Annotated in this window: 29 protein-coding genes and 1 riboswitch; of the genes, 18 read left to right on the top strand and 11 right to left on the bottom strand. The window is 34.1% G+C overall.

From position 1 onward, the window contains the following. Positions 1–125: 125 nt before the first annotated feature. From ACXYMZ_RS03470 to comGA, 7 genes are read right to left on the bottom strand one after another with little or no spacing between them, the layout of a single operon-like run. Positions 126–497 (bottom strand): hypothetical protein, encoded by a 372-nt coding sequence (locus ACXYMZ_RS03470; protein WP_458946965.1) that lies wholly within the window; start codon positions 495–497, stop codon positions 126–128. Then, positions 469–900: a competence type IV pilus minor pilin ComGF gene (gene comGF / locus ACXYMZ_RS03475; RefSeq protein ID WP_458946966.1), complete on the bottom strand. Its 432-nt coding sequence runs from the start codon at positions 898–900 to the stop codon at positions 469–471. Before comGF ends, ACXYMZ_RS03470 begins: the two co-directional genes overlap by 29 nt. After that, positions 881–1,222 carry a hypothetical protein gene (locus ACXYMZ_RS03480; protein WP_458946967.1) on the bottom strand — a complete coding sequence of 114 codons (342 nt, stop codon included), beginning with the start codon at positions 1,220–1,222 and terminating at the stop codon, positions 881–883. Before ACXYMZ_RS03480 ends, comGF begins: the two co-directional genes overlap by 20 nt. Next, positions 1,191–1,652, bottom strand: coding sequence for a competence type IV pilus minor pilin ComGD (gene comGD, locus ACXYMZ_RS03485; protein ID WP_458946968.1), 462 nt, complete (start codon positions 1,650–1,652; stop codon positions 1,191–1,193). The genes ACXYMZ_RS03480 and comGD overlap by 32 nt, the downstream gene beginning before the upstream one ends. After that, a complete protein-coding gene (comGC, locus tag ACXYMZ_RS03490) occupies positions 1,636–1,950 on the bottom strand; it encodes a competence type IV pilus major pilin ComGC (RefSeq protein WP_458946969.1) in 315 nt (104 codons plus the stop codon). The genes comGD and comGC overlap by 17 nt, the downstream gene beginning before the upstream one ends. 12 nt (positions 1,951–1,962) lie before the next feature. Further along, the gene (comGB, locus tag ACXYMZ_RS03495; protein ID WP_458946970.1) at positions 1,963–3,021 is read right to left on the bottom strand and encodes a competence type IV pilus assembly protein ComGB; all 1,059 of its coding nucleotides are present in this window, start codon (positions 3,019–3,021) and stop codon (positions 1,963–1,965) included. Beyond that, positions 2,939–3,991 carry a competence type IV pilus ATPase ComGA gene (gene comGA, locus ACXYMZ_RS03500; protein WP_458946971.1) on the bottom strand — a complete coding sequence of 351 codons (1,053 nt, stop codon included), beginning with the start codon at positions 3,989–3,991 and terminating at the stop codon, positions 2,939–2,941. The genes comGB and comGA overlap by 83 nt, the downstream gene beginning before the upstream one ends. Before the next feature lie 136 nt (positions 3,992–4,127). Between comGA and ACXYMZ_RS03505 the strand changes: the two genes are divergently transcribed. Beyond that, on the top strand, positions 4,128–4,301 hold the full coding sequence (locus tag ACXYMZ_RS03505) for a YqzE family protein (protein ID WP_458946972.1): 174 nt from the start codon (positions 4,128–4,130) through the stop codon (positions 4,299–4,301). Position 4,302: 1 nt separating this feature from the next. On the opposite strand, the gene ACXYMZ_RS03510 is transcribed toward ACXYMZ_RS03505, so the two are convergent. After that, the gene (locus tag ACXYMZ_RS03510) at positions 4,303–5,085 is read right to left on the bottom strand and encodes a YqhG family protein (RefSeq protein ID WP_458946973.1); all 783 of its coding nucleotides are present in this window, start codon (positions 5,083–5,085) and stop codon (positions 4,303–4,305) included. Next, complete coding sequence (locus ACXYMZ_RS03515) at positions 5,072–6,742, bottom strand: DEAD/DEAH box helicase (protein WP_458946974.1); 1,671 nt, start codon at positions 6,740–6,742, stop codon at positions 5,072–5,074. Before ACXYMZ_RS03515 ends, ACXYMZ_RS03510 begins: the two co-directional genes overlap by 14 nt. A gap of 139 nt (positions 6,743–6,881) precedes the next feature. Continuing rightward, positions 6,882–6,974, top strand: a riboswitch (glycine riboswitch). Positions 6,975–7,123: 149 nt separating this feature from the next. On the opposite strand from ACXYMZ_RS03515, the gene gcvT reads away from it, so the two are divergent. The 3 genes from gcvT to gcvPB are packed head-to-tail and all read left to right on the top strand — an operon-like array spanning position 7,124 to position 11,054. After that, positions 7,124–8,239 (top strand): glycine cleavage system aminomethyltransferase GcvT, encoded by a 1,116-nt coding sequence (gcvT, locus tag ACXYMZ_RS03520; RefSeq protein ID WP_458946975.1) that lies wholly within the window; start codon positions 7,124–7,126, stop codon positions 8,237–8,239. 12 nt (positions 8,240–8,251) lie between these two features. Further along, complete coding sequence (gene gcvPA, locus ACXYMZ_RS03525; RefSeq protein ID WP_458946976.1) at positions 8,252–9,601, top strand: aminomethyl-transferring glycine dehydrogenase subunit GcvPA; 1,350 nt, start codon at positions 8,252–8,254, stop codon at positions 9,599–9,601. Then, positions 9,594–11,054 carry an aminomethyl-transferring glycine dehydrogenase subunit GcvPB gene (gcvPB, locus tag ACXYMZ_RS03530; RefSeq protein WP_458946977.1) on the top strand — a complete coding sequence of 487 codons (1,461 nt, stop codon included), beginning with the start codon at positions 9,594–9,596 and terminating at the stop codon, positions 11,052–11,054. Before gcvPA ends, gcvPB begins: the two co-directional genes overlap by 8 nt. 128 nt (positions 11,055–11,182) lie before the next feature. Here gcvPB and ACXYMZ_RS03535 read toward each other — a convergent pair whose 3' ends face one another. Further along, complete coding sequence (locus ACXYMZ_RS03535; RefSeq protein WP_458946978.1) at positions 11,183–11,554, bottom strand: rhodanese-like domain-containing protein; 372 nt, start codon at positions 11,552–11,554, stop codon at positions 11,183–11,185. Between the two features lie 542 nt (positions 11,555–12,096). Here ACXYMZ_RS03535 and ACXYMZ_RS03540 point away from each other — a divergent pair. The 3 genes from ACXYMZ_RS03540 (at position 12,097) to ACXYMZ_RS03550 (ending at position 16,258) form a co-directional block, all read left to right on the top strand. After that, the gene (locus ACXYMZ_RS03540) at positions 12,097–14,661 is read left to right on the top strand and encodes a vitamin B12-dependent ribonucleotide reductase (RefSeq protein ID WP_458946979.1); all 2,565 of its coding nucleotides are present in this window, start codon (positions 12,097–12,099) and stop codon (positions 14,659–14,661) included. Between the two features lie 183 nt (positions 14,662–14,844). Next, positions 14,845–15,264 (top strand): transcriptional regulator MntR, encoded by a 420-nt coding sequence (gene mntR / locus ACXYMZ_RS03545; protein WP_458946980.1) that lies wholly within the window; start codon positions 14,845–14,847, stop codon positions 15,262–15,264. Positions 15,265–15,373: 109 nt separating this feature from the next. Further along, positions 15,374–16,258, top strand: coding sequence for a patatin-like phospholipase family protein (locus tag ACXYMZ_RS03550; protein WP_458946981.1), 885 nt, complete (start codon positions 15,374–15,376; stop codon positions 16,256–16,258). Between the two features lie 35 nt (positions 16,259–16,293). Here the strand turns inward: ACXYMZ_RS03550 and ACXYMZ_RS03555 are convergent, their stop codons facing one another. After that, positions 16,294–16,677 carry an SA1362 family protein gene (locus tag ACXYMZ_RS03555; RefSeq protein WP_458946982.1) on the bottom strand — a complete coding sequence of 128 codons (384 nt, stop codon included), beginning with the start codon at positions 16,675–16,677 and terminating at the stop codon, positions 16,294–16,296. 317 nt (positions 16,678–16,994) lie between these two features. Between ACXYMZ_RS03555 and ACXYMZ_RS03560 the strand changes: the two genes are divergently transcribed. The 11 genes from ACXYMZ_RS03560 (at position 16,995) to ACXYMZ_RS03610 (ending at position 24,674) form a co-directional block, all read left to right on the top strand. After that, complete coding sequence (locus ACXYMZ_RS03560) at positions 16,995–17,489, top strand: YqhR family membrane protein (protein ID WP_458946983.1); 495 nt, start codon at positions 16,995–16,997, stop codon at positions 17,487–17,489. A gap of 100 nt (positions 17,490–17,589) precedes the next feature. Next, complete coding sequence (locus ACXYMZ_RS03565) at positions 17,590–18,651, top strand: M24 family metallopeptidase (RefSeq protein ID WP_458946984.1); 1,062 nt, start codon at positions 17,590–17,592, stop codon at positions 18,649–18,651. 27 nt (positions 18,652–18,678) lie between these two features. Next, a complete protein-coding gene (gene efp, locus ACXYMZ_RS03570; protein ID WP_458946985.1) occupies positions 18,679–19,239 on the top strand; it encodes an elongation factor P in 561 nt (186 codons plus the stop codon). A gap of 213 nt (positions 19,240–19,452) precedes the next feature. After that, a complete protein-coding gene (gene spoIIIAA, locus ACXYMZ_RS03575; RefSeq protein ID WP_458946986.1) occupies positions 19,453–20,370 on the top strand; it encodes a stage III sporulation protein AA in 918 nt (305 codons plus the stop codon). Between the two features lies 1 nt (position 20,371). Further along, the gene (spoIIIAB, locus tag ACXYMZ_RS03580) at positions 20,372–20,884 is read left to right on the top strand and encodes a stage III sporulation protein SpoIIIAB (RefSeq protein ID WP_458946987.1); all 513 of its coding nucleotides are present in this window, start codon (positions 20,372–20,374) and stop codon (positions 20,882–20,884) included. A gap of 17 nt (positions 20,885–20,901) precedes the next feature. Next, entirely contained in the window at positions 20,902–21,102 is a 201-nt protein-coding gene (spoIIIAC, locus tag ACXYMZ_RS03585; RefSeq protein WP_458946988.1) for a stage III sporulation protein AC, read from the top strand. 168 nt (positions 21,103–21,270) lie between these two features. Beyond that, positions 21,271–21,663: a stage III sporulation protein AD gene (gene spoIIIAD / locus ACXYMZ_RS03590; protein ID WP_458946989.1), complete on the top strand. Its 393-nt coding sequence runs from the start codon at positions 21,271–21,273 to the stop codon at positions 21,661–21,663. Between the two features lie 12 nt (positions 21,664–21,675). Beyond that, positions 21,676–22,860 (top strand): stage III sporulation protein AE, encoded by a 1,185-nt coding sequence (gene spoIIIAE, locus ACXYMZ_RS03595; protein WP_458946990.1) that lies wholly within the window; start codon positions 21,676–21,678, stop codon positions 22,858–22,860. Positions 22,861–22,865: 5 nt separating this feature from the next. Next, positions 22,866–23,477 carry a stage III sporulation protein AF gene (gene spoIIIAF / locus ACXYMZ_RS03600; protein ID WP_458946991.1) on the top strand — a complete coding sequence of 204 codons (612 nt, stop codon included), beginning with the start codon at positions 22,866–22,868 and terminating at the stop codon, positions 23,475–23,477. 5 nt (positions 23,478–23,482) lie between these two features. Then, positions 23,483–24,112 (top strand): stage III sporulation protein AG, encoded by a 630-nt coding sequence (gene spoIIIAG / locus ACXYMZ_RS03605; RefSeq protein WP_458947484.1) that lies wholly within the window; start codon positions 23,483–23,485, stop codon positions 24,110–24,112. A gap of 13 nt (positions 24,113–24,125) precedes the next feature. Then, on the top strand, positions 24,126–24,674 hold the full coding sequence (locus tag ACXYMZ_RS03610; RefSeq protein ID WP_458946992.1) for a SpoIIIAH-like family protein: 549 nt from the start codon (positions 24,126–24,128) through the stop codon (positions 24,672–24,674). Positions 24,675–24,860 lie beyond the last annotated feature (186 nt).

Here is a 24,860-nt window from a genome sequence, read left to right on the forward strand (position 1 = left end):
CCTTAATTATATTGGTTATTCTATTATTAAAGGTTAATATTCTTTCGTTGTTGAAAAGTATTCATATTTGAATTCATTAATCGTCACACATTTATCAATATTTGAAGTACTTTACTTAAAATATGTTAATTATAAACGAAAAGATGTCTTAATGAAAAAAAATCTCTCGGATTGTCATCAAGCCAAATCTCGAAAGCTAATTTGGCATACTCTGTTTCGATATTCAAAATTGTAATCTCAACACGGCCTTGTGGAAATGTATAGTAGGTTTCTTTAAATTCATTGTTGACAAGGAAATCCCTTTTATAGCTTTCTTGAGCAATTTGAAAAAGGGATTCCACTTTAATTTGCTCGATTTGCCGATTGTTTATATAAATTTCATTTCGATAGGCAGAAATGCTAGACGAAATAATTATAAAGAGTAAAGATACAACAAACAATACATGGACGAGTATAAATCCTTTCTCATTAATTGTAGAAAGCAAAAGTTTTCTCATAAGCTTTTCCATCCTTACTCACAATTACAATATTTAAACCATATGGATGCTCATTAAATGTAACGCTTGAAATATCAAATAATAGTACCTCATGACCGACATTATTTACTTGTCTTCTAATCAAACTATCGTATTGACTAATTACGGCAACATTCACTTCACCTTCATCATCTAGTTCTTGGGTTAAGTATAAATTGTTACCTGCAATATTTATTGATGTAGATTCTATCAATTCATTACGTAAGAACCTGTAAAATTCATGAATAGCTAATTCGTCATAATTAGAACTTTTCCCAACTGCTTGTAAAGAATAACTTAAAAAGGGAAGGGTGAGTGCAAGAATGGAAATCATAAACAGTGTTGTTATGAATGTAAAACCATTTTTATTGAACAGCAAGTGCATAGATGCAAAATTCTTCAGCTTTTTGTTTTGCATTCTGCCAATTGACACATCCTTTAATGAATTCGTTTTCCTGTATAAATAAAAATTGTGCGGATTTACCATTAATTGAAGCTGTTTTTGATTCTGGTAAATTGTATCCTGATTCCCATATAAAATATTGTAATTCCTCTTGAAGATAGAGGCTAATTGTTTTGCGATCATGAAGAATTTGCTTTTCATGCTGCATATTATTAATAATTGGTATAAAAATTAGTACCGTACTCAAAAATAAACTAGAAGCAATAAATACTTCAATTAGTGTGAACCCGTTTTTCTCTCCCAACATGGAATCTTCCTTTGCCTAATGGAAATGTGAAATGAATTCGTTCATTTTCTGAATACATAACAACAGTTCGCGGACGTATTATGGTTCCACTCTCTTTAAATTGTATTCTCGCTTGAGAAGCGTTAATATTCGTCCAACCTTCTGGATAATATCGCTTTGCATAGTGACCAGCATCACGTACACCAGTAGTTACAATGTAGTGATCAGAATAAAAATGAATATACAATGTGCCTCGCTCATACCCACTTGCTTGATTTTGAATAAAAAGTACATCATCTTTAAATGTATCAATGAATTTATTTTCTATTTGTGTTTTTAATACAGAAGTCTGAATTGGAGCAGCAAGAAGGATGAGCATAGAGATTATCCCTAGGACCATTATCATTTCTATCAATGTAAATCCGTTTTGTTTAATTGTTGTTTTCATTTTTTTGTACAATACCCTTGCTAATACTTAATTGTGTTTTGTCATTGCATTTTGTCTGCTCATTTGTTATAAATCCTTTATTTTCAAGCTGCTCAATACTTGTAGGTGGAGCTCCTTCTTCAAAATAGAATGCATCTGCTTGTGCTTGAACCATTGCAATTAATGCATTGCAGCCCTTATCATTCACAGCTTTTGATTGATCGGATATGTTAGGAATTATTATTAGTAACAAGACAGTAATAATCAGCATTACGACTAGCATTTCTACTAAAGTAAATCCTTTTTCATTTTTTAACATCATGATTCTCCTTTAAAAAGTATTTATTAATTGGAACATTGGCCAGAGCAGACTGATATAAATAAATACAATAAAACAAGCAAGGATAATATAAAATATTGGTTGGATAAGTGTTATCATTGATAATATTTTTCGGTGAATTTCTTCCATCAACACCTCACTATAAATACTTAAATCATTCTCAAGTGATTGGATATCATTATTTTTCTGAAAGATTGCTACTAGTTGTTTTTCTAGAAATGGCAGTTCAGAAAGTAGAATACTCAAATGAAACCCTCGATTTAAATCAAGTGTTATCAAGTCAGCGTAATATTTAATGATGGGTAATTTCTCATGTTTTGAGAGTTCATTGAGGGTTTGCTTCAGGGATAGTCCTGCCTTTAATAACGAACTGAAATGAGTTGCAAATTGAAAGGATGTTTGTAGTCTTAGGTAGTTACGATAGATGGGTATTCGATTTAGTATCTTTAGTTGTTTATTAATTGGAATTCTTCCTCTAAAGATACGCCAAACCATGACACCTACCACAATAGTAATTGCAAACGTGATAAAGGTAAATTGTAATAGATCCATCATTAATATTAATATCGTAATTGTTTGTTTTGCTTGTGGTGATGATTGTAAAAGTGTCTGAAAGGATGGTAATACTTGTTGATTAATAAAGAATAGGGTAAGGGAAAAGACAAACAATAAAATTAGTGGATATCTTATTGCCTGGTTAAATTTTTTATTGTTCGTCATTTTATGTTCAAACATTTCAATGCACTTCTGAATACTTTCGTTAAGATTCGAACTTACTTTTGTAAAATAGACGAAGGTACAAATAGATTCATGAAATTTATTTTCTTCAAAAACCATGTGTATTGGTTTTCCATCTCGCAATGCATGGATAAATTGATTCGCTAACTGAGTCAAATCTTTATCCCATTTCATGATTTCTAGGCATTCCAGTAAAGGATAACCACTATTTATAAGCCGGTGGAGACGTTTAAGAAATCGAAGTTGTATCTGCTCTGAGAGATTTTTGCGATACTTTATCAAAGGCCGCTTCATTGAAGAAGCCATATGCATAGGCTTTCCTCCTTAATTGTTCAAATGATGGATAGTGAATACTGGTGATTTTAGGACGTTGTAAGATGACATTTTCTAGTAATTCACCATCTAATAATTCTAAAATTGCAGCTCGTCGCTGTTTATTTCCTGTCCCTTTGATGGGAATCAGTTGAATGGAGGCCACTCCAATAAGCGATTGCAAAAGATCTTGTTTTTTTATCCCCATTTCAAGAAGTCTGTAGATTGTTCCTTCCGCATTTTTTGCATGAAACGTACTTAGTACAAGATGTCCTGTTAAAGAAGCGTCAAATGTAAATGCTGCTGTATCTTTATCACGGATCTCTCCAATCATAATCATGTCCGGATCATGTCTTAAAACGGCTTTTAAAGCATGTTGATAAGTGACACCAGCTTTTTCATTTATTTGGACTTGTAGAATATTATTTAGATTTCTTTCTACCGGATCTTCGAGCGTTATTGTTTGGAAAGATTTTTCTTGGATAATATTTTCGAGTAAGGCATACATTGCTGTGGACTTTCCACTTCCAGTCGGCCCAGTGAACAGTATGAGACCTGATTGGTTCTTAGCCCAGTTTTTAATTGTCTGCAATTGCTTAGGAAAAAGAAATAACTCTTCCAGCGAAAGATGTTTTGCTTGAGGTAAGATACGAATAGCTAAGCTTTCTGTATGAGACAGTGGAAGGGTAGATAACCGTAAAGAATAATATCCAAGGTTTCCAATCTTTTTTGATATGCTACCGTCTTGAGGTTTACGAGATGTACCAATATCCATCCCTGCAGAAAATTTAAAGTAAGTTAAGAGCAATTCATAGTGATGGGTGGAAATTGTTTGGTTGAATTTTCGTTCACCTTGAATTCGAAAGTAGATGTTTGTTTCTTTGGAAAGGGGATAAAAATGGATGTCTGTTGCGTGATTAGTAATTGCTTTTTGAAGTAATCGATCAACAAGTGGTAAAGCGGGGTTCAATTTCAGATTACACCTCCTTTATTTAAATATATACATTCGACATTTATTTCTAAAATCCTTCTTTATTTTTAAAAATATTGTATATTATTTTTGATCTGGTAAATGATATTAAAAAAATAGAGGAGGCAATGAAATTATGAGTACTAATAATTACTTAAGATACCTTACAGAAGAATTGACAAAGTATTATAATCAGCCTAAAGAAGAGAGGAAAATGAAGAGAAAAGAAAAGGGAAGTGAGTCAAAAAGCTTTTATAATACATGGTTTGGTATTATTCCATTTTCTTTTCGTATATTAATTAAAAAATAATCTATTCTGCAAAGGATCCAAGCAAATAAAGGATACCTCCATTAACTACTTCAATATTAATAACAGGTGAATAGCGCTCATGTAACTCAGCTACTTCTTTTTCAAATAAATTTTGATTAGTATTATCTGAATAAAAGTGTTGTAAAATATCTAATTCTTCCTCCAACTTCTTCTGCGCGTTTAGGGCCCAATCCTTTTCTTGATTTTTTATGTAATCAAGGATTACCTTTTCAATTCTTAAATAGCCATTTTTGACTGTGATTAAAGGAGAAAGCGTGAAACAATAATTTGAAATGTTTTGTTTTAAATTTCTCCTTTCTAATTCATCCATCATATTGACAATCATTTTGCCGTTTATTAGTTGGACCCCTATTGAAATCAATTCTTCTTTCTTTTGGTTTGCCTCATAACTTATTTTGATATTCAATAATAGCCAAGGGTATAGAGGTGTGTTTTCTTGTGTGTGAACTTCTTCAAAGAGGTGCACATACTTTTCGTTAGTTACAAGGTGGTTCCAAATTTGTAGCAGTCTTGGACTACCAAAGTGAACCCATTCTCCTTTTGATTTATCTATATTTGGGTCCGTTATTAGATGGAGCATCATCGGATTACCTTCTTCACCAATGCTTTTAATATAATGCCAATAAAATGGACGATTCATTAATGCCTTATCCATTTCCTCCGTTAACTGAATGGAATACATCCCTTCTTGAGGTTTTTCTATTTTACATTGATTTGCAGTAAAAAAACTTGTTAAAAAGTAATCTAAATTAATATTGCTCATGTGTTTCACCTACATTCTTATTTATTTCGCCAGCCTGTTGAATAATACTAGCTAAATTATTCAGCTTAATTTTTGCTTCTGCAGCTGTTTCTGATTCTGAATATATCGTTTGTATTTCTTCTTCCATGTCTTTTAGATTTAACGTTGATAAAATAGCATCGAGTTTTCCTATAACATTTTCGAATAGCTGAATTTTATCGTATAAAGTTGTGAGCACATGTTCCTCGATTGTATTTTTAACCGCTATGTTATAAATATTCACATCTTGCTGTTGGCCAAATCTATGAATCCGCCCAATCCTTTGCTCTAGCTTCATTGGGTTCCATGGCAAATCATAGTTGATGAGATGGTTACAAAACTGCAAGTTGATTCCTTCCGCTCCAGCCTCTGTAGCTATCAAGACTTGAGCTTGCCCTTTAAACAATTGAATCATCCAATCTTTTTTACTTCTTGAAAATCCGCCGCGAAAAGGCACGGACTGGATTCCGTTTTGTTGTAAATACCATTGAAGATATAATTGAGTTGCCCGATATTCTGTAAAGATAATAACTTTCTTATCTCCTAGAGATTGTATTAATTCGACAGTACTTTTGGCTTTAGCGTGTTGGGGTAATTCTTGAATGTCTTTAATCATTTGATCCATATCATTTGCCATATGTTGATTATCTGTACTTTTTCTAATCTTATCTAAAGATAAATAACACGCCTCTCGAGAAGAGCATAATTCTCGGAGAAGCATTACTTTAGTAAAAGCATGAGATGCTTCGTTAATCGATTGAATTTTTTCATATGCTTCTGCTTCTTTTTCAGAAAACGTCACCCAAATCGTTTCTATTACTCTTTTGGAAGGATGAAAATCAATATTCTCTCTGATATTTCGTATCATCACGTGATCAATGAGTTGCTTCAGGTAACTATTGTTTTCTACATGTTTTGATTGATTGCCGAATTTCTTTTTAAACATGTTAATATCACCTAATAATCCAGGTTTTAAAATGCTAATTAGGTTAAAAATTTCTATAAGATTATTTTGAATTGGTGTCGCTGTAAGTAATAGACAATACTTTTTACTTAAATTTCTAACAAACTCATAATTTTTCGTTTGATGGTTTTTTAATTTATGTGCTTCGTCAATGAGTACGAAATCATATTCATTTTTCAAAATTTCCTCTCGGTGCGGGGAACGCTTTACTGTATCCAATGAGGAAACAATAATAGCTTCTTGCTTCCAATTATGATTTTTTTTATTCGCAACAGTTGGTATATAAAACTTCGTATTTAGTTCTTGAACCCATTGGCTCACTAAAGAAGCTGGAACTAAAATTAAAGCGTTCTTAACAAGGCCACGTAACATATACTCTTTTAAAATAAGGCCTGCTTCAATTGTTTTTCCAAGTCCTACTTCATCAGCTAGAATAGCACGCCCGTTCATTTTTTCGATGGCTATTTTCGCCGTGCTAATCTGATGGGGAAGAAAGTTCATATGCGGTAAAAAATCTAAACTACGCAGTCCAGAGAACGATGGTGTTATTCTTGCTTGTTCAGCTTGATATGCTAATTTAAACAATTCAAAAGTTGAGTACGTACTATCTGTATTTAGCTTTCTTTCTAGTTCTTCTATAAAAGTATGATTATTTTGTATTCTTATCAAATCCATATGATACATCCTTTACCTTCCAATAAACTTTGGATTTCACTATACCTTTCCCAACAAATATGGTATTATTCAAGAAAAGGTTGAGAATTTCTGATTCTTTACTTTTAGTTTTACCAAAAGTACATAAATTATGCTGTGGATGAAGGTATGGGGAGAGTTTACAGTTTTTGTTGTAACGCCGAAGGAGCAAGTTAGAAACGAATCTCTCAGGCAAACAGACTCATATCTGACACAACTCTGGAGAGAGTTTACAATTTGTAAACCACCCAAGAAGCAAGTGCTCTCTAGGAGCATGCAACTTTCTGGTACAAGGACAGAGATTTCTATTTCATAGGAATCTCTGTCTTTTGATTTAACAATCATTGAGGGGAGTGGAGTAATTTGACAGAGTTAAAAAGAACACCCGTTTTTCCTGAGTATAAAGCTTATGGAGGAAAAACAATTGATTTTGGAGGTTGGGATTTACCCGTACAGTTCTCAAGTATTAAGGAAGAACATCTAGCAACAAGAACAAAAGCAGGATTATTTGATGTGTCTCACATGGGGGAAATTTTAGTCAAAGGAAATAAAGCGGCTGAGTTCCTTCAAAAAATGACGACAAATGATATTAGTAAACTTGTTCCTAACAAAGCGCATTATACATTTCTTTGCTATGAAAATGGTGGGGTTGTCGATGATCTAATCGTTTATATGTTAGGAGATAATGAATATTTACTAGTAGTTAACGCAGCAAACACAGAAAAAGATTATGAGTGGCTAGTGAAGCATAATACGTATAATGACGAAGAAATCGAGATTGTAAATGAGTCGGATAATTATGGACTTTTAGCAATTCAAGGACCTTTAGCAGAAGCAATTTTACAAGAAGTTACAGATACAGATTTAAGTTCGATCAAGTTCTTTCAATTTGCAGACGAAATTACAATCCATTCAATAGAAGATAAAGCTTTAATTTCACGCTCTGGTTATACAGGAGAAGACGGATTTGAAATCTATATTTCTCCAAAGAGTGTTGGAAAGCTTTGGAATTTATTATTAGAAAAAGGGAAAGACAAAGGTTTGGTTCCAGCTGGTTTGGGAGCACGTGATACTTTAAGATTTGAGGCTAACTTACCACTTTACGGACAAGAGCTTTCAGAAAGTATTACTCCAATTGAAGCAGGATTGAAATTCGCTGTTAAAGTAGATAAAGATTCTGACTTTATTGGCAAGTCTGTTATAGAAGAACAAATTAATAACGGTCCCGAAAGAAAAATTGTCGGTATTGAAATGATTGATAAAGGCATCCCACGTACAGGTTACGATGTAATTTACGAGGACAAAGTTATTGGTTCTATTACTTCAGGTACGCAGTCTCCTACACTGGAAAAGAATGTAGGTCGTGCAATTATTCAAACAGAGCATGCAGAAATTGGAAATGAATTACTCATTCAAGTAAGAAAAAAACAATTAAAAGCTAAAATTGTACCTACACCATTTTATAAACGAGAAAACTAAGGAGGCAGTCAAATGGATTTTCGCTATTTACCTTTAACAGAAGAAGATAAAAAAGAAATGTTAAAAACCATAGGTGTTGATTCTACTGAAGAGCTTTTTTCAGATATACCTAAAGCAGTTCGATTAGACAGAGAGTTAGACCTTAAAAAACCTGCTAGTGAGTATGAAATTAAAAAAGAATTAACAGAACTAGCAAATAAGAACGCAAATCTAACAGAATATCGTTCGTTTTTAGGTGCAGGAGTTTATGATCATTTCATTCCATCGGTTGTGGATCATGTCATTTCAAGACAAGAATTTTATACTGCATATACACCATACCAACCTGAAATTACGCAAGGTGAGTTACAGGCGATGTTTGAGTTTCAAACAATGATTTCTGAACTTACAGCAATGCCAATTGTGAACTCTTCTTTATATGACGGAGGAACAGCAGTTGTAGAGGCAATGCATCTTAGTGTCTCGCAAACGAAAAGGAAGAAAGTTATCGTCTCATCTGCATTACATCCAGAATATCGTCAGCTGATTGAAACTGCTGCGAATGGACAAAAGTTAGATATCGTAGAAATTAGTTATCAAGATGGCCGAACGAACTTAGAGCAGCTTGAAAAAGAACTAGATGAAGACACAGCAGCTGTAATTGTTCAATATCCAAACTTTTTTGGACAAGTGGAACCATTAGATAAAATAAATGAAATAATTAAAACGCAAAAGAAAACAATGTTTGTTGTTTCAAGTAATCCACTTTCTTTAGGATATCTTACACCACCAGGTGAATTTGGGGCTGACATAGTAGTCGGAGATACACAGGTATTTGGTATACCAGCTCAATTTGGCGGACCACATTGTGGTTATTTTGCTACGACAGAGAAGTATATGCGTAAAGTACCAGGTCGTTTCGTTGGTCAAACGGTAGACGAACAAGGTAAACGTGGATTTGTATTAGCATTACAAACGAGAGAACAACATATTAGACGTGAAAAAGCTACATCGAATATTACATCCAACCAAGCATTAAATGCCTTAGCAAGCGCTGCAGCGATGAGTGCACTTGGAAAAAATGGTGTAAAAGATATGGCTAAATTAAATATGCAAAAAGCAAGATATACAAAACAAAAATTAGCAGAAGCTAATATTTCTACAGTATTTAGTGGAACTTTCTTTAACGAAATTGTTGTACAGTTAAAGAAACCAATTGATGAAGTAAATAAAGAGTTATTTAAAAAAGGATTTATCGGTGGTTATAATCTTGGTGTGGTTTATCCAGAATTAGAAAATCACATGTTAATCGCAACAACTGAAATTCGTTCGAAAGATGAAATTGATGCTTTTGTAAAAGAAATGGGGGATATCAATGGCTAACGAGAACTTTCCGTTAATTTTTGAACGTAGTAGAGAGAATAGATCTGCATATAATCTTCCGGCACTTGATGTTCCAGAAGTTAATTTAGAAGAGGAAATTGAAGATGCATATATTCGAAAAGTGGATGCAGAACTTCCAGAAGTTAGTGAATTAGAATTAATGCGTCATTACACTGGATTATCTAACCGTAATTTTGGAATCCTTTCCGGTTTTTATCCACTTGGCTCATGTACGATGAAATATAACCCTGTAATTAACGAAGATGTTGCTAGACTTCCAGGATTCTCACATATTCACCCATACCAAGACCCAACAACGGTTCAAGGTGCAATGGAACTGATGTATGATTTACAGATGCATCTACAAGAAATTACAGGAATGCACGAAATTACGTTGCAACCTGCCGCTGGTTCACAAGGGGAATGGACAGCATTAATGATGATTAAAGCTTTCCATGAAGCAAATGGTGATCACCACCGAAAAGAAGTTATTGTACCTGACTCAGCACATGGTACGAATCCAGCCTCAGCAGCTGTTGCAGGATTTAAAGTAGTAGAAGTTAAATCAAACGAAAAAGGTTTAGTTGATGTTGAAGACTTAAAGCGTGTGGTTAATGAAAATACAGCAGCATTGATGTTAACAAATCCGAATACTTTAGGATTATTTGAAACGGAAATTGTAGAAATGGCTGAAATTGTTCACGGTGTGGGCGGTAAGTTATTCTATGACGGAGCTAATTTGAATGCAATCATGGGTTATAGCCGTCCAGGAGATATGGGCTTTGATGCTGTACACTTGAACCTTCATAAAACTTTTACTGGTCCACATGGTGGTGGAGGTCCTGGTTCTGGTCCAATTGGTGTATCAGAAGAACTAGCACCTTACCTACCAAAGCCTGTAATTCGTAAAAATAATGATATGTATGAGTTTGATTATAACCTACCAAAATCTATTGGTATGGTTAAGGGATACTACGGAAACTTTGGAATCAACGTACGTGCTTATACTTATATCCGTACAATGGGTGCAGAAGGGCTGAAAAAGGTTAGTGAGTATGCTGTTCTTAATGCGAATTACCTCATGCGTAGTTTAGAAGAAGAGTATGAGCTACCATTCACACAACATTGTAAACATGAATTTGTTCTTTCTGGAAATAAACAGAAGAAACTTGGTGTGCGAACATTAAATATTGCTAAGCGATTAATGGACTTGGATATTCATCCACCAACTGTTTACTTCCCATTAATTGTTGAAGAAGCATTGATGATTGAACCGACTGAAACGGAAGCGAAGGAAACATTGGATCATTTCATTGATGTTATGTTACAAATCGCAGACGAAGCGAAAAACAATCCAGAAGTTGTTCTAGAAGCGCCTAAAAATACTGTTGTTAGTCGTTTAGACGAAGCAACTGCATCACGTAAGCCTATTCTTAGATACTATCCAGAGTAAATATTTTTATTTAGAAATTATCTCGATGTCGATTTCCTTCGAGCGTTTTCAATAGAGATAAAGATTTAGAAAAGCTACTGCAGAATACAAAAAAGGTACTAGTCAATTTGACTAGTACCTTTTTTGATTTATTTGCTTTTAACTTTGCCTGTCCACTTTTTAAATCCACCCTTTAGTTGGTAGATTTCTTCATTGCCATTTTTATGAAGTATTTGTGCAGCACGTGCTGAACGACTACTGTTCTGACAATATAAATAAACTGGTTTATCTTTACGAACTTCAATTAAACGTTGTTTTAATTGTGTAACAGGAATATTTCTAGCTCCTAGAATATGTCCGTTTTCAAATTCTTGTGGCTCACGGACATCAATTAGTTGTGCTTTTCGATATCCTTCGATCCACTGATCTTGATTTAACACATTTAAATACAATTTTTGTCTATAGTAACGGAATATCGTTAAAGCAAGTAGTACAACAAATACAATAATTAATACAGCCATTTCATTTATCCCCCGTTTATAACGAATATCATTTCCTATTATAGATTACTTTCACTAGTTTTTAAAGTATTTAAGATATATTTTGTATAAGAATCTGTTAAAGTTTTATGTTAGATAGAGAAAAAACCCGCTTCGGAAATATACTTCGCGCATCCATAGGCGGCTGGTGAGCCTCCTCAGTCCCAAGCGACTTGCGGGGTCTCACCGTAGCCTTCCATCCCGGAGTCTTCTTATATTTCCGAAGCTCATTTTATTCTTCTTATTTTTCATGGAGTAAATTCACAGCATAGTACAAAGAAATGAAACAAAAAAATATGAAGAAAATGATTTCTTCATATTTTGCAGGAATTGTCGAGTTATGTATGTTTTTCTTTAATTTTCTTTAGAAATCTTCTATTTAAAAATGTTGACAATTTGTTATTTATGGGATTCAATCACAATATATAGGGTATATTTTAAATTAAGGTACTATATGTTGTTTTATTGAGATGTATATGATAATGTAATTGTACCATAATAATTACTGAAATAGGGGAGATAATATGTCGACAATTATAAAAGTAAAGAACGAAATCAATATCGAAGAGCTTAATAAAGATATCGCTCAATTCGAAGTTGTGCATCCGATTACGGAGGATATGAAGTTAACACATGGTGGAGTTTCAAGACTTGTTATGTTAGATAGATATTCTTATAAGGATACAGAAAAGAAAACATTAAAAGTTGGGGATTTTGTTGTTCTAACTGTAAAATCTGATCCGAAGTTTCCTGCTAGAGGATTAGGATTTGTAAAAGAAATCAATTGGAAATCAAATGAGGCTGAAATCAAAGTTCATGAAGATTATTTATCAGCATTAGATAATGAAGAAGAAATTAGTACGGGTGTTATCGTTCGTTCGCTTGATGTTATTGACAAACCCCTAGAAATCTATTACGAACAAATTGCGAAAAGAAATGCTACTGGTTTATCGTCTGTGGAAAAAACAGAAGAGCAACGTGACACTTGGAATCAAGCGTTTCAAGAGGAATTAGCAGCACGTAACTTTGTTCCAGCTGGAAGAGTTCTTTACGGAGCTGGTGCAAATACAGATGTTACTTATTTCAACTGTTATGTAATGCCTTATATAAAGGATTCTCGTGAAGGAATTTCTGATCACCGTAAACAAGTGATGGAAATCATGTCACGAGGCGGTGGTGTAGGAACGAACGGATCTACATTACGTCCTAGAAATACTCTAGCAAGAGGCGTTAACGGTAAATCATCTGGTTCCGTTTCTTGGCTTGATGATATTGCGAAGCTTACACATCTTGTGGAGCAGGGCGGATCTCGTCGCGGAGCACAAATGATTATGCTAGTTGATTCACACCCAGACATTATTGAGTTTATTATTTCAAAAATGCAGAATCCTAGAATTCTAAGATACCTAATCGAAAACACAGAAGATGAACAAATTCAGAGATTAGCAAAAGAGAAGTTAAACTTTACTCCGCTTACAGAAACAGAATTTGATCTGTACCAAAGTATCGTAAACTATAAAAGAATTCCTGGGCAAGGTGGCTTTACAGATGCTGCGATGAGACAAGCAGAAGAGAAACTTGCTACAGGTGGAACATATACTGTTCATAACTCGGAGTTTTTAACAGGGGCGAATATCTCTGTATGTATCACAAAAGATTTTATGGAAGCTGTTGAAAATGATGATATGTATGAATTGAAATTCCCTGATGTTGAAAATTACACACCGGAAGAAATGAAAGATTATAACGAAAAGTGGCATGATGTAGGTGATGTACGTAGATGGGAAGAGATGGGTTACGGTGTTCGTGTATACCGTGAAATTAAAGCGAAAGAACTTTGGAACCTAATCAACATTTGTGCAACATACTCTGCTGAACCAGGTATTTTCTTCATTGATAACGCAAATGATGAAACGAATGCTAAAGCATATGGACAGCAAGTAGTAGCAACAAACCCATGTGGAGAGCAACCATTAGCTCCTTACAGTGTATGTAACTTAGCTGCAGTTAACCTTGCAGAAATGGCGAATAAAGAAACAAAAGAAGTAGATTATGAAAAGTTAATTCAAACGGTTCAAACAGGTGTAAGAATGCAAGATAACGTTATTGATGCAACACCATACTTCTTAGAAGAAAATAAAAAACAAGCACTTGGTGAGCGCCGTGTAGGTTTAGGCGTTATGGGAATGCATGATTTACTAATCTACTGTGAAACAAGATACGGTTCTGAAGAAGGAAACCAACTTGTAGATAAAGTATTTGAAACAATCGCAACAACTGCTTACCGTACGTCGATTGAAATCGCTAAAGAAAAAGGGAGCTTCCCATTCTTGGTTGGTGAAACAGAAGAAGAGACATTAGCACTACGTGAAGCATTTATTAACACAGGTTATATGAAAAAAATGCCAGAAGACATTCGTCAGGGCGTCTTAGAGCATGGTATTCGTAACTCACACCTATTAACTGTTGCACCAACTGGAAGTACTGGAACAATGGTTGGAGTATCAACAGGTCTAGAACCTTACTTCTCATTCTCATATTATAGAAGTGGCCGTCTAGGTAAATTTATCGAAGTGAAAGCAGAAATCGTACAAGAATATCTTGATAATAATCCAGAAGCAGATGCAAATAATTTACCAGAATGGTTTGTATCGTCTATGGAGCTATTACCAGAAGAACATGCAGACACACAATGTGTGATTCAACGATGGGTAGATAGTTCAATCTCTAAAACAGTAAACGCTCCAAAAGGTTACTCTGTTGATCAAGTAGAAAGTGTCTACCGCCGTCTATACAATGGTGGTGCAAAAGGTGGTACTGTTTATGTGGATGGAAGTCGTGATTCACAAGTACTTACGCTTAAAGCTGAAGAGAACATCTTTGGAGAACAAACAGAGTTATTTGAAGAAGAAAAAGAGCAACGAAAAGTTGTATTAATGGAGACAATCCAAGAACTAGATTCAACTAATGTAAATATTGGAAATGAAATTGGAGATACATGTCCGGTTTGTCGAAAAGGTAGTATCGAAGAAATTGGTGGATGTAATACATGTACAAGCTGTGGTGCCCAATTAAAATGTGGACTTTAAGCTAAGCTAAAAGAAGACCATCGTTTAACTTGTAGATACAAACGAATCAACTACAAGTTAAACAGGTCTTTTTTTATTGGTTATATGTAATTACTTGTTTATCAAGGAAAAGTGCGTTATTCTCATAGTAAGGAAAAAATGTTTCCTGATATAAAAAATTATGCTTTGAAATGAGGAGACCATATGCCAACACCGAGTATGGAAGACTATATTGAGCAGATTTATATATTAATTGAGAAAAAAGGGTATGCCCGTGTATCTGACCTTGCGGAGGAATTAGAAGTCCACCCATCTTCAGTAACAAAAATGATTCAAAAACTTGATAAAGATAGATTTGTTAACTATGAAAAATACCGTGGCTTTGTCCTTACTGAAAAAGGGGAAGAAACGGGAAAACGATTACTATATCGTCATGATTTATTAGAAGAATTTCTAGAAATTATTGGTGTAGATGAAGAGAATATTTACGGAGATGTTGAAGGAATTGAACATCATCTAAGCTGGAATTCCATCGATAGAATCGGCGATATTGTGAAGTATTTTAAAGAAGATAAACAGCGACTCGATAATCTAAAAAAGGTTCGAGCACAAAATAGCAAATAAAAATACAAGCCACATGATGATGGTTTGTATTTTTTTATCTTGTCCACATGGCATAAGAGCCAACCTATAACTAATATATATGACTGAAGGCTAAAAATAGGGGGCTGAAATGCGAATCGATGCAGTGTTTTCTGGTGGAGGAGTAAAAGCTTATGCGTATCTGGGAGTATTGGAAAGTTTAGCAGAACATGATTATCAAATTGTTAGAGTAGCTGGTACTTCTGCCGGTGCAATTATTTCAGCATTTCTAGCTGCCGGGTTTACTACAAGGGAAATCGGTGATTTAATGCATGAATTAGATACACCATTATTTATGGATCCACCAGCTCTAACTAAATATATGCCTTTTACAAGATGGCTTTTTCTTTATTATCAGATGGGTCTATATAAAGGAGATAAATTAGAAGAATGGGTGTTTAATAAGCTAGGTGAGAAAAATATCTATACATTTAAAGACTTGAAACAGGATGAGTTAAAAATAATCGTAAGTGATTTGACACTGGGAAAATTAGTTGTCATTCCAGATGATCTAGACAGAGTTTATGGGATAGATCCAACGGAATTTTCAATCGCTACAGCTGTAAGAATGAGTGCAGGTTTTCCATACTTCTTTATGCCGAAAAGAATAACGAGTAGCCAAGGAAAGCAGAGTATAATCGTGGATGGAGGGCTTTTAAGTAACTTTCCATTGTGGGTATTTCCATCGAATGAAACCTTAGTGCGTCCTGTCCTCGGTGTAAAACTTACTGAGAACAATAGTGAGCATCAAAATAAAACGAATAATGCGATTCAAATGTTCCAAGCATTGTTTCTTACAATGAAAACAGCGCATGACACCCGTTTTATTTCTAAAAATGAAAGAAATAATATTATATTTATCCCCACAGGCGACCTCAAAGCAATGCAGTTCAATATTTCCGAAACGGAAAAAGAACAGCTTGTATCAGAAGGAAGACAGCAAGCTAATATGTTTTTAAAGAAATGGCCCCATTAAATATTTTCCGCGCATAAAAAAAGACCAGGTCTACTTTAATTAGTGGCTTGGTCTTTTGCTTTATCTTTATTTCCTTCAATAACTCGTAAGTGCGTTGGTCTTCTACGCTCTTTACGAAATGCAGGTTTCGTTTTTTTCTTTTGGTTAGTTACGGTCTTCTTAATTGGGGCACTCTGTTGATATTTCATATTTGATTGTTTAACCGCTTTTTTGTATTTCTTCATTTCATCTGAATTACCTGTACCATTCCTTCTATTCATAACGAAATAAAGCAATCCGAATAATAAAGCAGCAAAGAATAGCATTACAAGTATACCTACTAAAAAGTTAACTGTATTGCCAAATAGCTGAGAAATTAGGCCGATAAAAGCAAAGCCAATTAAAATATAAATGAGGATAGCTGTTTTACTACGTTTCATTACAAACTCCCCCTTTATTCAATCATAAACATTAATAATCTATACCACATTCAGCAAAAAGCAAACAAAGAATAGCTAAAAATCTGCTTGATTAATAGTATTGCCTCATTTTGCTTTTAAGATACATTATGATTTGTAAAATATAAAGAATAATAAATCTATACTATATATATCTTACTAAATATCACCCGAAAATACTACAAAAGAGTTTAAATATCAATAAAATAACACGGAAACATCTAGATTTACGAAACAAAATAGTCATGAGATGAAAGTTTAGATGAAAACTGGTCATAATAAATCTTGAGGTGATTCACATGAGTAGTAAAATGCAGGAAATTGAGCAACCTTCAAAGTTGTTTGGAAAGATGATAATTACTGGGATTTTTGGTGGTGTGACTTGGTCGATATTTTTTGTTTTCATGTATCTTTTTAGCTTTTCAGAGGTGGCACCTTATAATTATATATTAGAGCCTTGGTTGAAAGTCGAATGGGCAGATAAGTGGCAAGGGCATCTACTTTCAATTGGACTAGCTGGGATTATTTCAATCATACCAAGTATCATCTATTATTTTACGTTTAAAAGAATAAATTCGATGTGGGCAGGCGTTTTTTATGGTGCACTTCTTTGGGTAATATTTTTCATCGTAATCAACCATTTGATAATAGGTAATTCGATTAATGATTTACCAATAGAAACTATAATAACAACTATTTCAGTTTTTATTTTATATGGAACTTTCATTGGCTATACAATATCTTACGACTATTATCTTTCCAAGAGAAAATTATGGGAAGCAAGGGATAAGTGATACATGTCAGCTGTTTAATAGTTACCATTCCTATACAATTATGATACACTAAAAAAAATGCTATTAACAGATGTAATAGAGAAATGAAAGGGATGAGGGAATGGCTAAATTAGAAAACCTAAGAAAATCATTTTCAACAAATAATATTGATGCAATAATGATTACGAGTCCAATAAACCGCAGATATATTAGTGGTTTTACTGGGAGCGCGGGTGCAGTGATCATTACTGAAGCGGATGCAATTTTTATCACGGATTTCCGTTACACAGAACAAGCCGAGGCACAAGCACAAGGATTTAAAATTATCGAGCATAAGAATTCAATTGATGAAGAAATACATGCTGTCTTAAAAGAGCAAGGGGTTAAAAGATTAGGTTTTGAAAAAGACTACACTACATATACACAGTATGAAAAGTATAAAACCGGCTTTGATGTAGAACTAGTTGCAACTAGTGGGATAATCGAAGAACTAAGAATTATTAAAACCAACGAAGAATTAGAAATCATGAAGCAAGCTGCTAAAATAGCAGATGATGCATTTATGCATATCCAAGGTTATATCAAACCTGGAGTTAAAGAAATCGACGTTTCAAACGAATTAGAGTTCTTTATGCGTAAACAGGGTGCGGTATCCTCAAGCTTTGATACAATCGTAGCATCTGGTTATCGTTCTGCAATGCCCCATGGTGTTGCTTCTGATAAAGTAATCGAAAGTGGTGAACTTGTTACATTAGATTTCGGTGCTTTATATAATGGTTACTGCTCTGATATCACTCGTACGGTAGCTGTAGGAGATATCAGTGATGAACTTCGAAATATTTTCGATATTGTTTTAGAAGCTAATATGCGCGGAGTAAAAGGAATTAAACCTGGAATGACTGGGAAAGAAGCAGATGCACTTACTCGCGATTATATTACTGAAAAAGGATATGGATCTAACTTTGGACATTCAACTGGTCACGGGCTAGGAATGGAAGTTCATGAAGCACCAGGCCTATCATCGAAAATTGAAAGAAAACTTGAGACAGGTATGGTTGTAACAGTAGAGCCAGGAATTTATGTTCCAGGTGTAGGTGGCTGTAGAATAGAAGATGATATTGTAATTACTGAGTCTGGTAACGAGCGTTTAACACACTCTACAAAAGAGTTTATTCAACTATAGAAAGATTATCAAGAGGAGGTAATTATATTGATTTCGGTGAACGAGTTTAAAACAGGATTAACAATCAAAGTGGATAATGATATTTTACAAGTAATTGATTTTCAACATGTTAAACCAGGAAAAGGCGCTGCTTTTGTACGAAGCAAATTACGTAATTTACGAAATGGCCATATCCAAGAAAAAACTTTCCGCGGTGGAGAAAAAGTAGAGAAAGCACATATTGAAACAAATAAAATGCAATATTTGTATGCTTCAGGTGACTCTCATGCGTTTATGGATACAACCTCCTATGAACAAATTGAGATTCCTGCAAATAAATTAGAATACGAATTAAAGTTTATTAGAGAAAATATGGAAGTCTACATTATAACGTATGAAGGCGAAATTCTAGGTGTAGATTTACCGAATAACGTAGAATTAGAAGTTGTTGAAACAGAACCAGGAATAAAAGGTGATACAGCTAGTGGTGGTTCAAAACCAGCTATATTAGAAACGGGAATAACTGTTCAAGTACCATTCTTTGTAAATAAAGGCGATGTTCTAGTAATAAGTACAGACGAAGGCAAGTATGTTTCTCGAGCGAATTAAATAAAGATTCTTTTTGCTAGACAATAAGTATTAAAAAGACTTCAAGCACAGATAAAGTGTTTGAAGTCTTTTTTTGCTTTGGATCCATTACATACACATTTTGATTTCACGATTTTGTAGCCACAAAAGTCATATTTAGACTTCTGTAACATACATTTTCTATAAGTACCATGGTTATATTTATTAACTTTAAAGATTAGAGAGTGAGGGCAAATGGAAGAGATTTTACGATTATTCCCAGAGAATCATCAATCAATACTAGCAAAGATAATAGGTAAGAGATGGTTTCAACTTGAAGAAATTAGGTATCGACTTTACCGACCGATAGAGTTAATCTTTCAAGACTCATTCGAATGGATAGATGAAATTATACCCAATAAACAAACAGGTGCTCATCTTTTAAATCAGTTAAGTGAATATTCATTGTACCGTATGGAAAATGAACTAAGAGAAGGGTATATTACCATCGCTGGAGGACATCGCGTTGGAATAGCGGGGCGGGTGAACACACGAGAAGGAACCGTAAAGGCCATTCAACATATTGCTTCCTTTAACATTCGTATTGCCAAAGAAAGAATTGGGGTTGCTGAAAGCTTATTACCTCATCTCTATCATAAGCAATTTTTAAATACCTTGATTATTGGACCTCCACAATCAGGTAAGACAACTTTAATTAGAGATTTGGCAAGGGGAGTCGCAACAGGTTTTAAAGGCTACCGACCGAGGAAGGTAGGGATCATTGATGAGCGTTCGGAAATTGCCGCTGCAAAAGAAGGTATCCCGCAACATGATATTGGCCTCAGAACAGATGTAATGGATGCTTGTCCAAAAGCAGAAGGCATGATGATGATGATTCGTTCGATGTCCCCAGAAGTATTAGTAGTTGATGAAATAGGAAGCAGTGAAGATTTAAGTGCATTAATCGAAGCGATCTATTCTGGCGTTAATATCATTTGTTCTATACATGGTCATTCAATAGAAGACATTAGAAAAAGACCAATGATGCAGTCAATATTTGAATTAGGTATGTTTGATCGCTTTATTGTTCTTGGCAATCAAAAGAATCAAATGAGAAAACATGAAATTTATACTGGTGACCAGCGACGATTAATAGCTTTAGGAGACCGATAATATGAAATGGATTGGTGCGCTAATTCTCATAACCGCTACGACATGTATAGGTTTATATTTAAGCAATCGTTTAGAAAAACGTCCAAAGCATATCCGGGATTTTGAGAATGCACTCCAAATACTCGAAGCAGAGATAACTTACAGTCAAGCTTCTCTACAAGATGCTTTTCATACATTAGCAACGCAACTTCCAGAACCATTAAAACAATTTTTTAGTCACCTCCATCAGGACATGCTTTCAGGTAAGACAGATTTTGTTACTTTGTGGGATAGAGCAGTTGAAAACTTAGCAAATCAAGCAAGTTACAAAAAGAACGAGGTTGAAATTATTAAGCAATTTGGAAATTCGCTTGGTCAACATGATTATACACAACAACAAAAACAAATTAGACTCACACTTACTCACCTTGACCGTGAATTAGAGGTAGCGCGTGAAGAACAGCATAAATACAGCAAGCTATCTAAAACGCTCGGTGTGTTAAGTGGAGTTTTTATCGTTTTATTATTGATTTAATTAGAAGGAGGGTCCGCATGTTTACCGATATATCTGTTTTATTCCAAATTGCAGGCATCGGCATTATAGTTGCATTGATTCATACAATATTAAAACAAATGGGCAAAGAAGAAATAGCTCAATTTGCAACTTTAATTGGGTTTATCATCGTACTATACATTGTCATTAATGGGCTTGCGGATTTGTTTAATCAGATGCGATCGGTATTTCTCTTCTAGCGAATGGCTATGTTAAAGTTCCATGGTGATAGGGGAACAAACCAGCTACGAAAATAATATGCTTTTCTCTTAATCGATTAAATATTGATGACAAACTTTAATATAGTCTACCGGAAAAATCATACATGTGAATGGAATGAAAAGTATCAAATCCTTAGGAGAATTAGGATGGATATATTACAGATAGTACTGATAGCAATTATCGCAAGTATCATTTTTATAGTTTTAAAGGATATTAATCCTACATTCGCCTTTTTAATTGTACTATTTGTTGGGTTAATTATTTTTGGTAGTATTATCCAACAAATTTCAACGATTTTTCAAGTGATCCAGTCGCTAGGCCAACAAGCTAATGTACCAGGCTTATATTTAGAAACAATCTTAAAAATTATTGGCATTGCTTATATCGCCGAATTAGGAGCAAGTATGACACAAGATGCAGGACTTCATTCTGTTGCAAAAAATATTGAGCTTGCAGGTAAGATATTTATCCTTTTACTCGCAATCCCAATAATTACTGCGGTTATAGAAGCAATTATCAACTTTCTGCCAACAGTATAAGGAGCAGAAATAATGAAGCGAAAAATACGATTCATGTTCATATTTTTATTTAGCTGGATTTTAGTTGGACAAGTTATTCCTGTTTATGCTGAAGGAGAAGCGGAAGGTGAACAAGATATACGTGGGGAACTACTACAAGACATTTCACTGGAAGAGATAGGATATTACTGGGACTACTTAGAGGGAGACTATGGTGAATATTTAAGCGAGATCGAAAAAAAATCTATTTATGAGGTTATTAAAAGTGATGAGCCTCTATCGTTTCAAAAGATATTCCAAGGATTTTTGAATTATTTTTTCCATGAAATTATTCATAGCGGCAGATTGCTAGGAAGCTTATTACTATTAACCATATTCTCCATGTTACTACAGACAATGCATGCAGCATTTGAAAAATCAACTGTAAGTAAAATAGCATACTTCGTAGTATTTTTAGTTTTAATTTTTTTAGCTTTGAATAGTTTCTATACCGTGATTTCATATGCAAAAGAAGCAATCGATATGATGAGTGGATTTATGATTGCCCTCATTCCGTTAATTCTTGGTTTGATGGCTACCTTTGGAAATGTATTAGCAGTTTCTTTTTTTCACCCGATTATTATATTTTTAATTCATTTTATTGGTGTATTTGTTTCGATATTTGTGTTGCCGCTACTCTCATTTGCCGTATTGTTAAACATCATAAGTAGTATTTCTGAAAATTATAAAGTAACAAACCTAGCAAATCTTTTGCGAACTGTAGCTTTAAGTAGTCTAGGAGTATTGTTGACAGTATTTCTTGGTGTAATGAGTGTTCAAGGAGCGGCAAGTGCTGTTCAAGATGGCGTTACGATGAAAACGGCAAAATTTATTACTGGGAATTTTATACCGGTAGTTGGCAGAACTTTTACCGAAGCGGTGGATACGATTATAAGTGCTTCCTTATTACTTAAAAATTCAATCGGTATTATTGGCCTGGTAATTATATTGTTCATTTGTTTGTTTCCAGCGATCAAAATATTAATTATAGCATTTATTTATAAATTAGCAGCAGCAGTTTTACAACCGATTGGTGATGGGCCAATCATAAGTGTACTTCAAACAATTAGTACATTTATATTATATATTTTTGCATGTCTGCTTGCAGTATCCTTTATGTTTCTACTGGCAATTGTCCTCATCGTTGCAGCAAGTAATCTAACTCTTTTATTAAGGTGATAGCAATGGAATATATATCAGACTGGATCACACAAATTATAATTTTTATCCTACTCGCAACTATGATAGACCTGTTAGTACCAAGGCTCACCATGCATAAATATATAAAGCTCGTTATAGGATTAATATTAATCATCATTTTACTTACTCCCATATTTATGTTGTTTCAATTAGATGTGGAAGGTCAGCTTGCAGATAGCTACTATTCAATCTTTAATGAATTCGATGCGATGGATGACACAAAAGATTCAATGGAATCTCAAAAAAATGAAATAGAAAGCTTACATGATGCATATATATTAGAAGAAATGGCTGTCCAATTAAAGTCTTTAGTTAATGAAGATTTAAGGGAGGAACATGATGCAATAATTTCAGAGTTGTACTTCACCTTTGATGACGAAGAAACAATGTCATATGAGAGTTTGCAAGAAGTAATTGTCTATCTCCAGGCAGCTACAAATAAGGAGGGTGAAATACAGAAAGTAGATGAAATAAAAATTGATACACGTACAGATTTGCAAGAAGAAGATAATGAAGAAATCATTCAGCTACTAAGAGATAATTGGGAATTAACAGAGAAAGAGATTTCAGTCTATTGGGAAGGAGGAACATCTTGAGGCGAATGCTAAGCAAATTAACTACTTCTGAAGAAAAAGTGGACAAGGATACCAAAGGAAAGCGAACAATGAAACTAAGATATTTTATTGTACTAGGCCTAGCTGGAATATTAATGATTTTAATAAGTAATATTTTCTCAAGCAATAGCAATAACAACGAAAATATCGTAATCGATGACATGCAAAATGAACAAGTAAAACAGATTCAGAACGCTCCTGAGCCTTCCACCAATGACATAAATCTACTAGCTAGAGCTTACGAAGAGGACATAGCAAATATGTTAAATAAAATGCAGGGTGTTACTGAAGCAGAAGTGATGGTAAATCTGGACTCCTCGGATGTGAACATTTATGAACGTAATCTAATTTCTGGTGTCCAAACAACAAGTGAAGAAGATCAAGGTGGTGGCACAAGACGTGTGGAAGATAGAACAGAGGATACACAAGTAGTTCTAGTAAGACAGGGTGATAAAGAATCTCCTGTACTTGTTCAAACAAAGCGGCCAGAAGTACGAGGGGTTTTTGTTGTTGCAAAAGGTGCAGATCAGGTAACAATTAAAAGTTGGATCATTGATGCAATTTCAAGTGTTCTTGATGTACCTTCTCATAGAATATCAGTAATGCCTAAAGATTAAAGGAGGATATTGAATGTTAAAAAAACAAACTGTATGGTTATTAACGATGTTGAGCTTATTGGTGGTTTTAAGTGTGTTTTATATTACCTCTGATAATGAGAATGATTTAGCATTGATTAATCAAGATAGAACGAGTGAGAGCCAAACTGCTAATCAACCTAATGATGTAAATGAAAATTCAGAGGTTGAAGTAGATAATATAGCAAATGTCCAAAGTGATGAATTGTTTACAACTATTCGTCTAGAGTTACAAGATGACAGGAGTATGGAAAAATCAAGGTTGGAAGCGATTGTAGCATCAGGTACAGCAAGTATTGAAGAAAAGGATAGTGCTTTACAAGGAATTGATTTAATTGAATCAATAGAGACATCTGAAAGTATTCTAGAACAAACAATACTTTCGTTAGCAGATTATGAGGATGTTTTGGTTCGTAATTCAAATGGAGAAAAGGTACATGTTCAAGTCCGTACAGATGAACTATCCAAAGAAGAGGCCTTACAAATTATGCAGCTAGTTCGAGATGAGTTTGATAGAGATATTCCAGTTGATGTAAATTATTAAGCTTTATATAAAAAATTTAAGCCATTATCTAATTCCCGATTTCTATCGATTAGATAATGGTTTTTTATTATTGCTTGTAGTAAAGTGACTTTTTAGCTTAAAATAGTAGTAATTGTGTAATATGGTTATATAAATATAGTTGTTAGGGTGGCTATAAACAAGTACAATGTAAATGATAGTATTTAA

The sequence above is a fragment of the Oceanobacillus sp. CAU 1775 genome, from assembly GCF_054482815.1.

Excerpts from the sequence above, each read along its gene's own strand:
- ACXYMZ_RS03555 (WP_458946982.1), bottom strand. The coding sequence starts at position 16,677 with ATGAAACGTAGTAAAACAGCTATCCTCATTTATATTTTAATTGGCTTT.
- ACXYMZ_RS03550 (WP_458946981.1), top strand. The coding sequence starts at position 15,374 with ATGCGAATCGATGCAGTGTTTTCTGGTGGAGGAGTAAAAGCTTATGCG.
- spoIIIAD (WP_458946989.1), top strand. The coding sequence starts at position 21,271 with ATGGATATATTACAGATAGTACTGATAGCAATTATCGCAAGTATCATT.
- ACXYMZ_RS03540 (WP_458946979.1), top strand. The coding sequence starts at position 12,097 with ATGTCGACAATTATAAAAGTAAAGAACGAAATCAATATCGAAGAGCTT.
- mntR (WP_458946980.1), top strand. The coding sequence starts at position 14,845 with ATGCCAACACCGAGTATGGAAGACTATATTGAGCAGATTTATATATTA.
- spoIIIAA (WP_458946986.1), top strand. The coding sequence starts at position 19,453 with ATGGAAGAGATTTTACGATTATTCCCAGAGAATCATCAATCAATACTA.
- comGB (WP_458946970.1), bottom strand. The coding sequence starts at position 3,021 with ATGCATATGGCTTCTTCAATGAAGCGGCCTTTGATAAAGTATCGCAAA.
- ACXYMZ_RS03515 (WP_458946974.1), bottom strand. The coding sequence starts at position 6,742 with ATGGATTTGATAAGAATACAAAATAATCATACTTTTATAGAAGAACTA.
- ACXYMZ_RS03510 (WP_458946973.1), bottom strand. The coding sequence starts at position 5,085 with ATGAGCAATATTAATTTAGATTACTTTTTAACAAGTTTTTTTACTGCA.
- spoIIIAC (WP_458946988.1), top strand. The coding sequence starts at position 20,902 with ATGTTTACCGATATATCTGTTTTATTCCAAATTGCAGGCATCGGCATT.
- ACXYMZ_RS03565 (WP_458946984.1), top strand. The coding sequence starts at position 17,590 with ATGGCTAAATTAGAAAACCTAAGAAAATCATTTTCAACAAATAATATT.
- ACXYMZ_RS03505 (WP_458946972.1), top strand. The coding sequence starts at position 4,128 with ATGAGTACTAATAATTACTTAAGATACCTTACAGAAGAATTGACAAAG.
- spoIIIAE (WP_458946990.1), top strand. The coding sequence starts at position 21,676 with ATGAAGCGAAAAATACGATTCATGTTCATATTTTTATTTAGCTGGATT.
- comGD (WP_458946968.1), bottom strand. The coding sequence starts at position 1,652 with ATGAAAACAACAATTAAACAAAACGGATTTACATTGATAGAAATGATA.
- ACXYMZ_RS03535 (WP_458946978.1), bottom strand. The coding sequence starts at position 11,554 with ATGGCTGTATTAATTATTGTATTTGTTGTACTACTTGCTTTAACGATA.
- comGC (WP_458946969.1), bottom strand. The coding sequence starts at position 1,950 with ATGTTAAAAAATGAAAAAGGATTTACTTTAGTAGAAATGCTAGTCGTA.
- ACXYMZ_RS03560 (WP_458946983.1), top strand. The coding sequence starts at position 16,995 with ATGAGTAGTAAAATGCAGGAAATTGAGCAACCTTCAAAGTTGTTTGGA.
- comGF (WP_458946966.1), bottom strand. The coding sequence starts at position 900 with ATGCACTTGCTGTTCAATAAAAATGGTTTTACATTCATAACAACACTG.
- spoIIIAG (WP_458947484.1), top strand. The coding sequence starts at position 23,483 with ATGCTAAGCAAATTAACTACTTCTGAAGAAAAAGTGGACAAGGATACC.
- spoIIIAB (WP_458946987.1), top strand. The coding sequence starts at position 20,372 with ATGAAATGGATTGGTGCGCTAATTCTCATAACCGCTACGACATGTATA.
- ACXYMZ_RS03610 (WP_458946992.1), top strand. The coding sequence starts at position 24,126 with ATGTTAAAAAAACAAACTGTATGGTTATTAACGATGTTGAGCTTATTG.
- gcvPA (WP_458946976.1), top strand. The coding sequence starts at position 8,252 with ATGGATTTTCGCTATTTACCTTTAACAGAAGAAGATAAAAAAGAAATG.
- spoIIIAF (WP_458946991.1), top strand. The coding sequence starts at position 22,866 with ATGGAATATATATCAGACTGGATCACACAAATTATAATTTTTATCCTA.
- ACXYMZ_RS03470 (WP_458946965.1), bottom strand. The coding sequence starts at position 497 with ATGAGAAAACTTTTGCTTTCTACAATTAATGAGAAAGGATTTATACTC.
- gcvPB (WP_458946977.1), top strand. The coding sequence starts at position 9,594 with ATGGCTAACGAGAACTTTCCGTTAATTTTTGAACGTAGTAGAGAGAAT.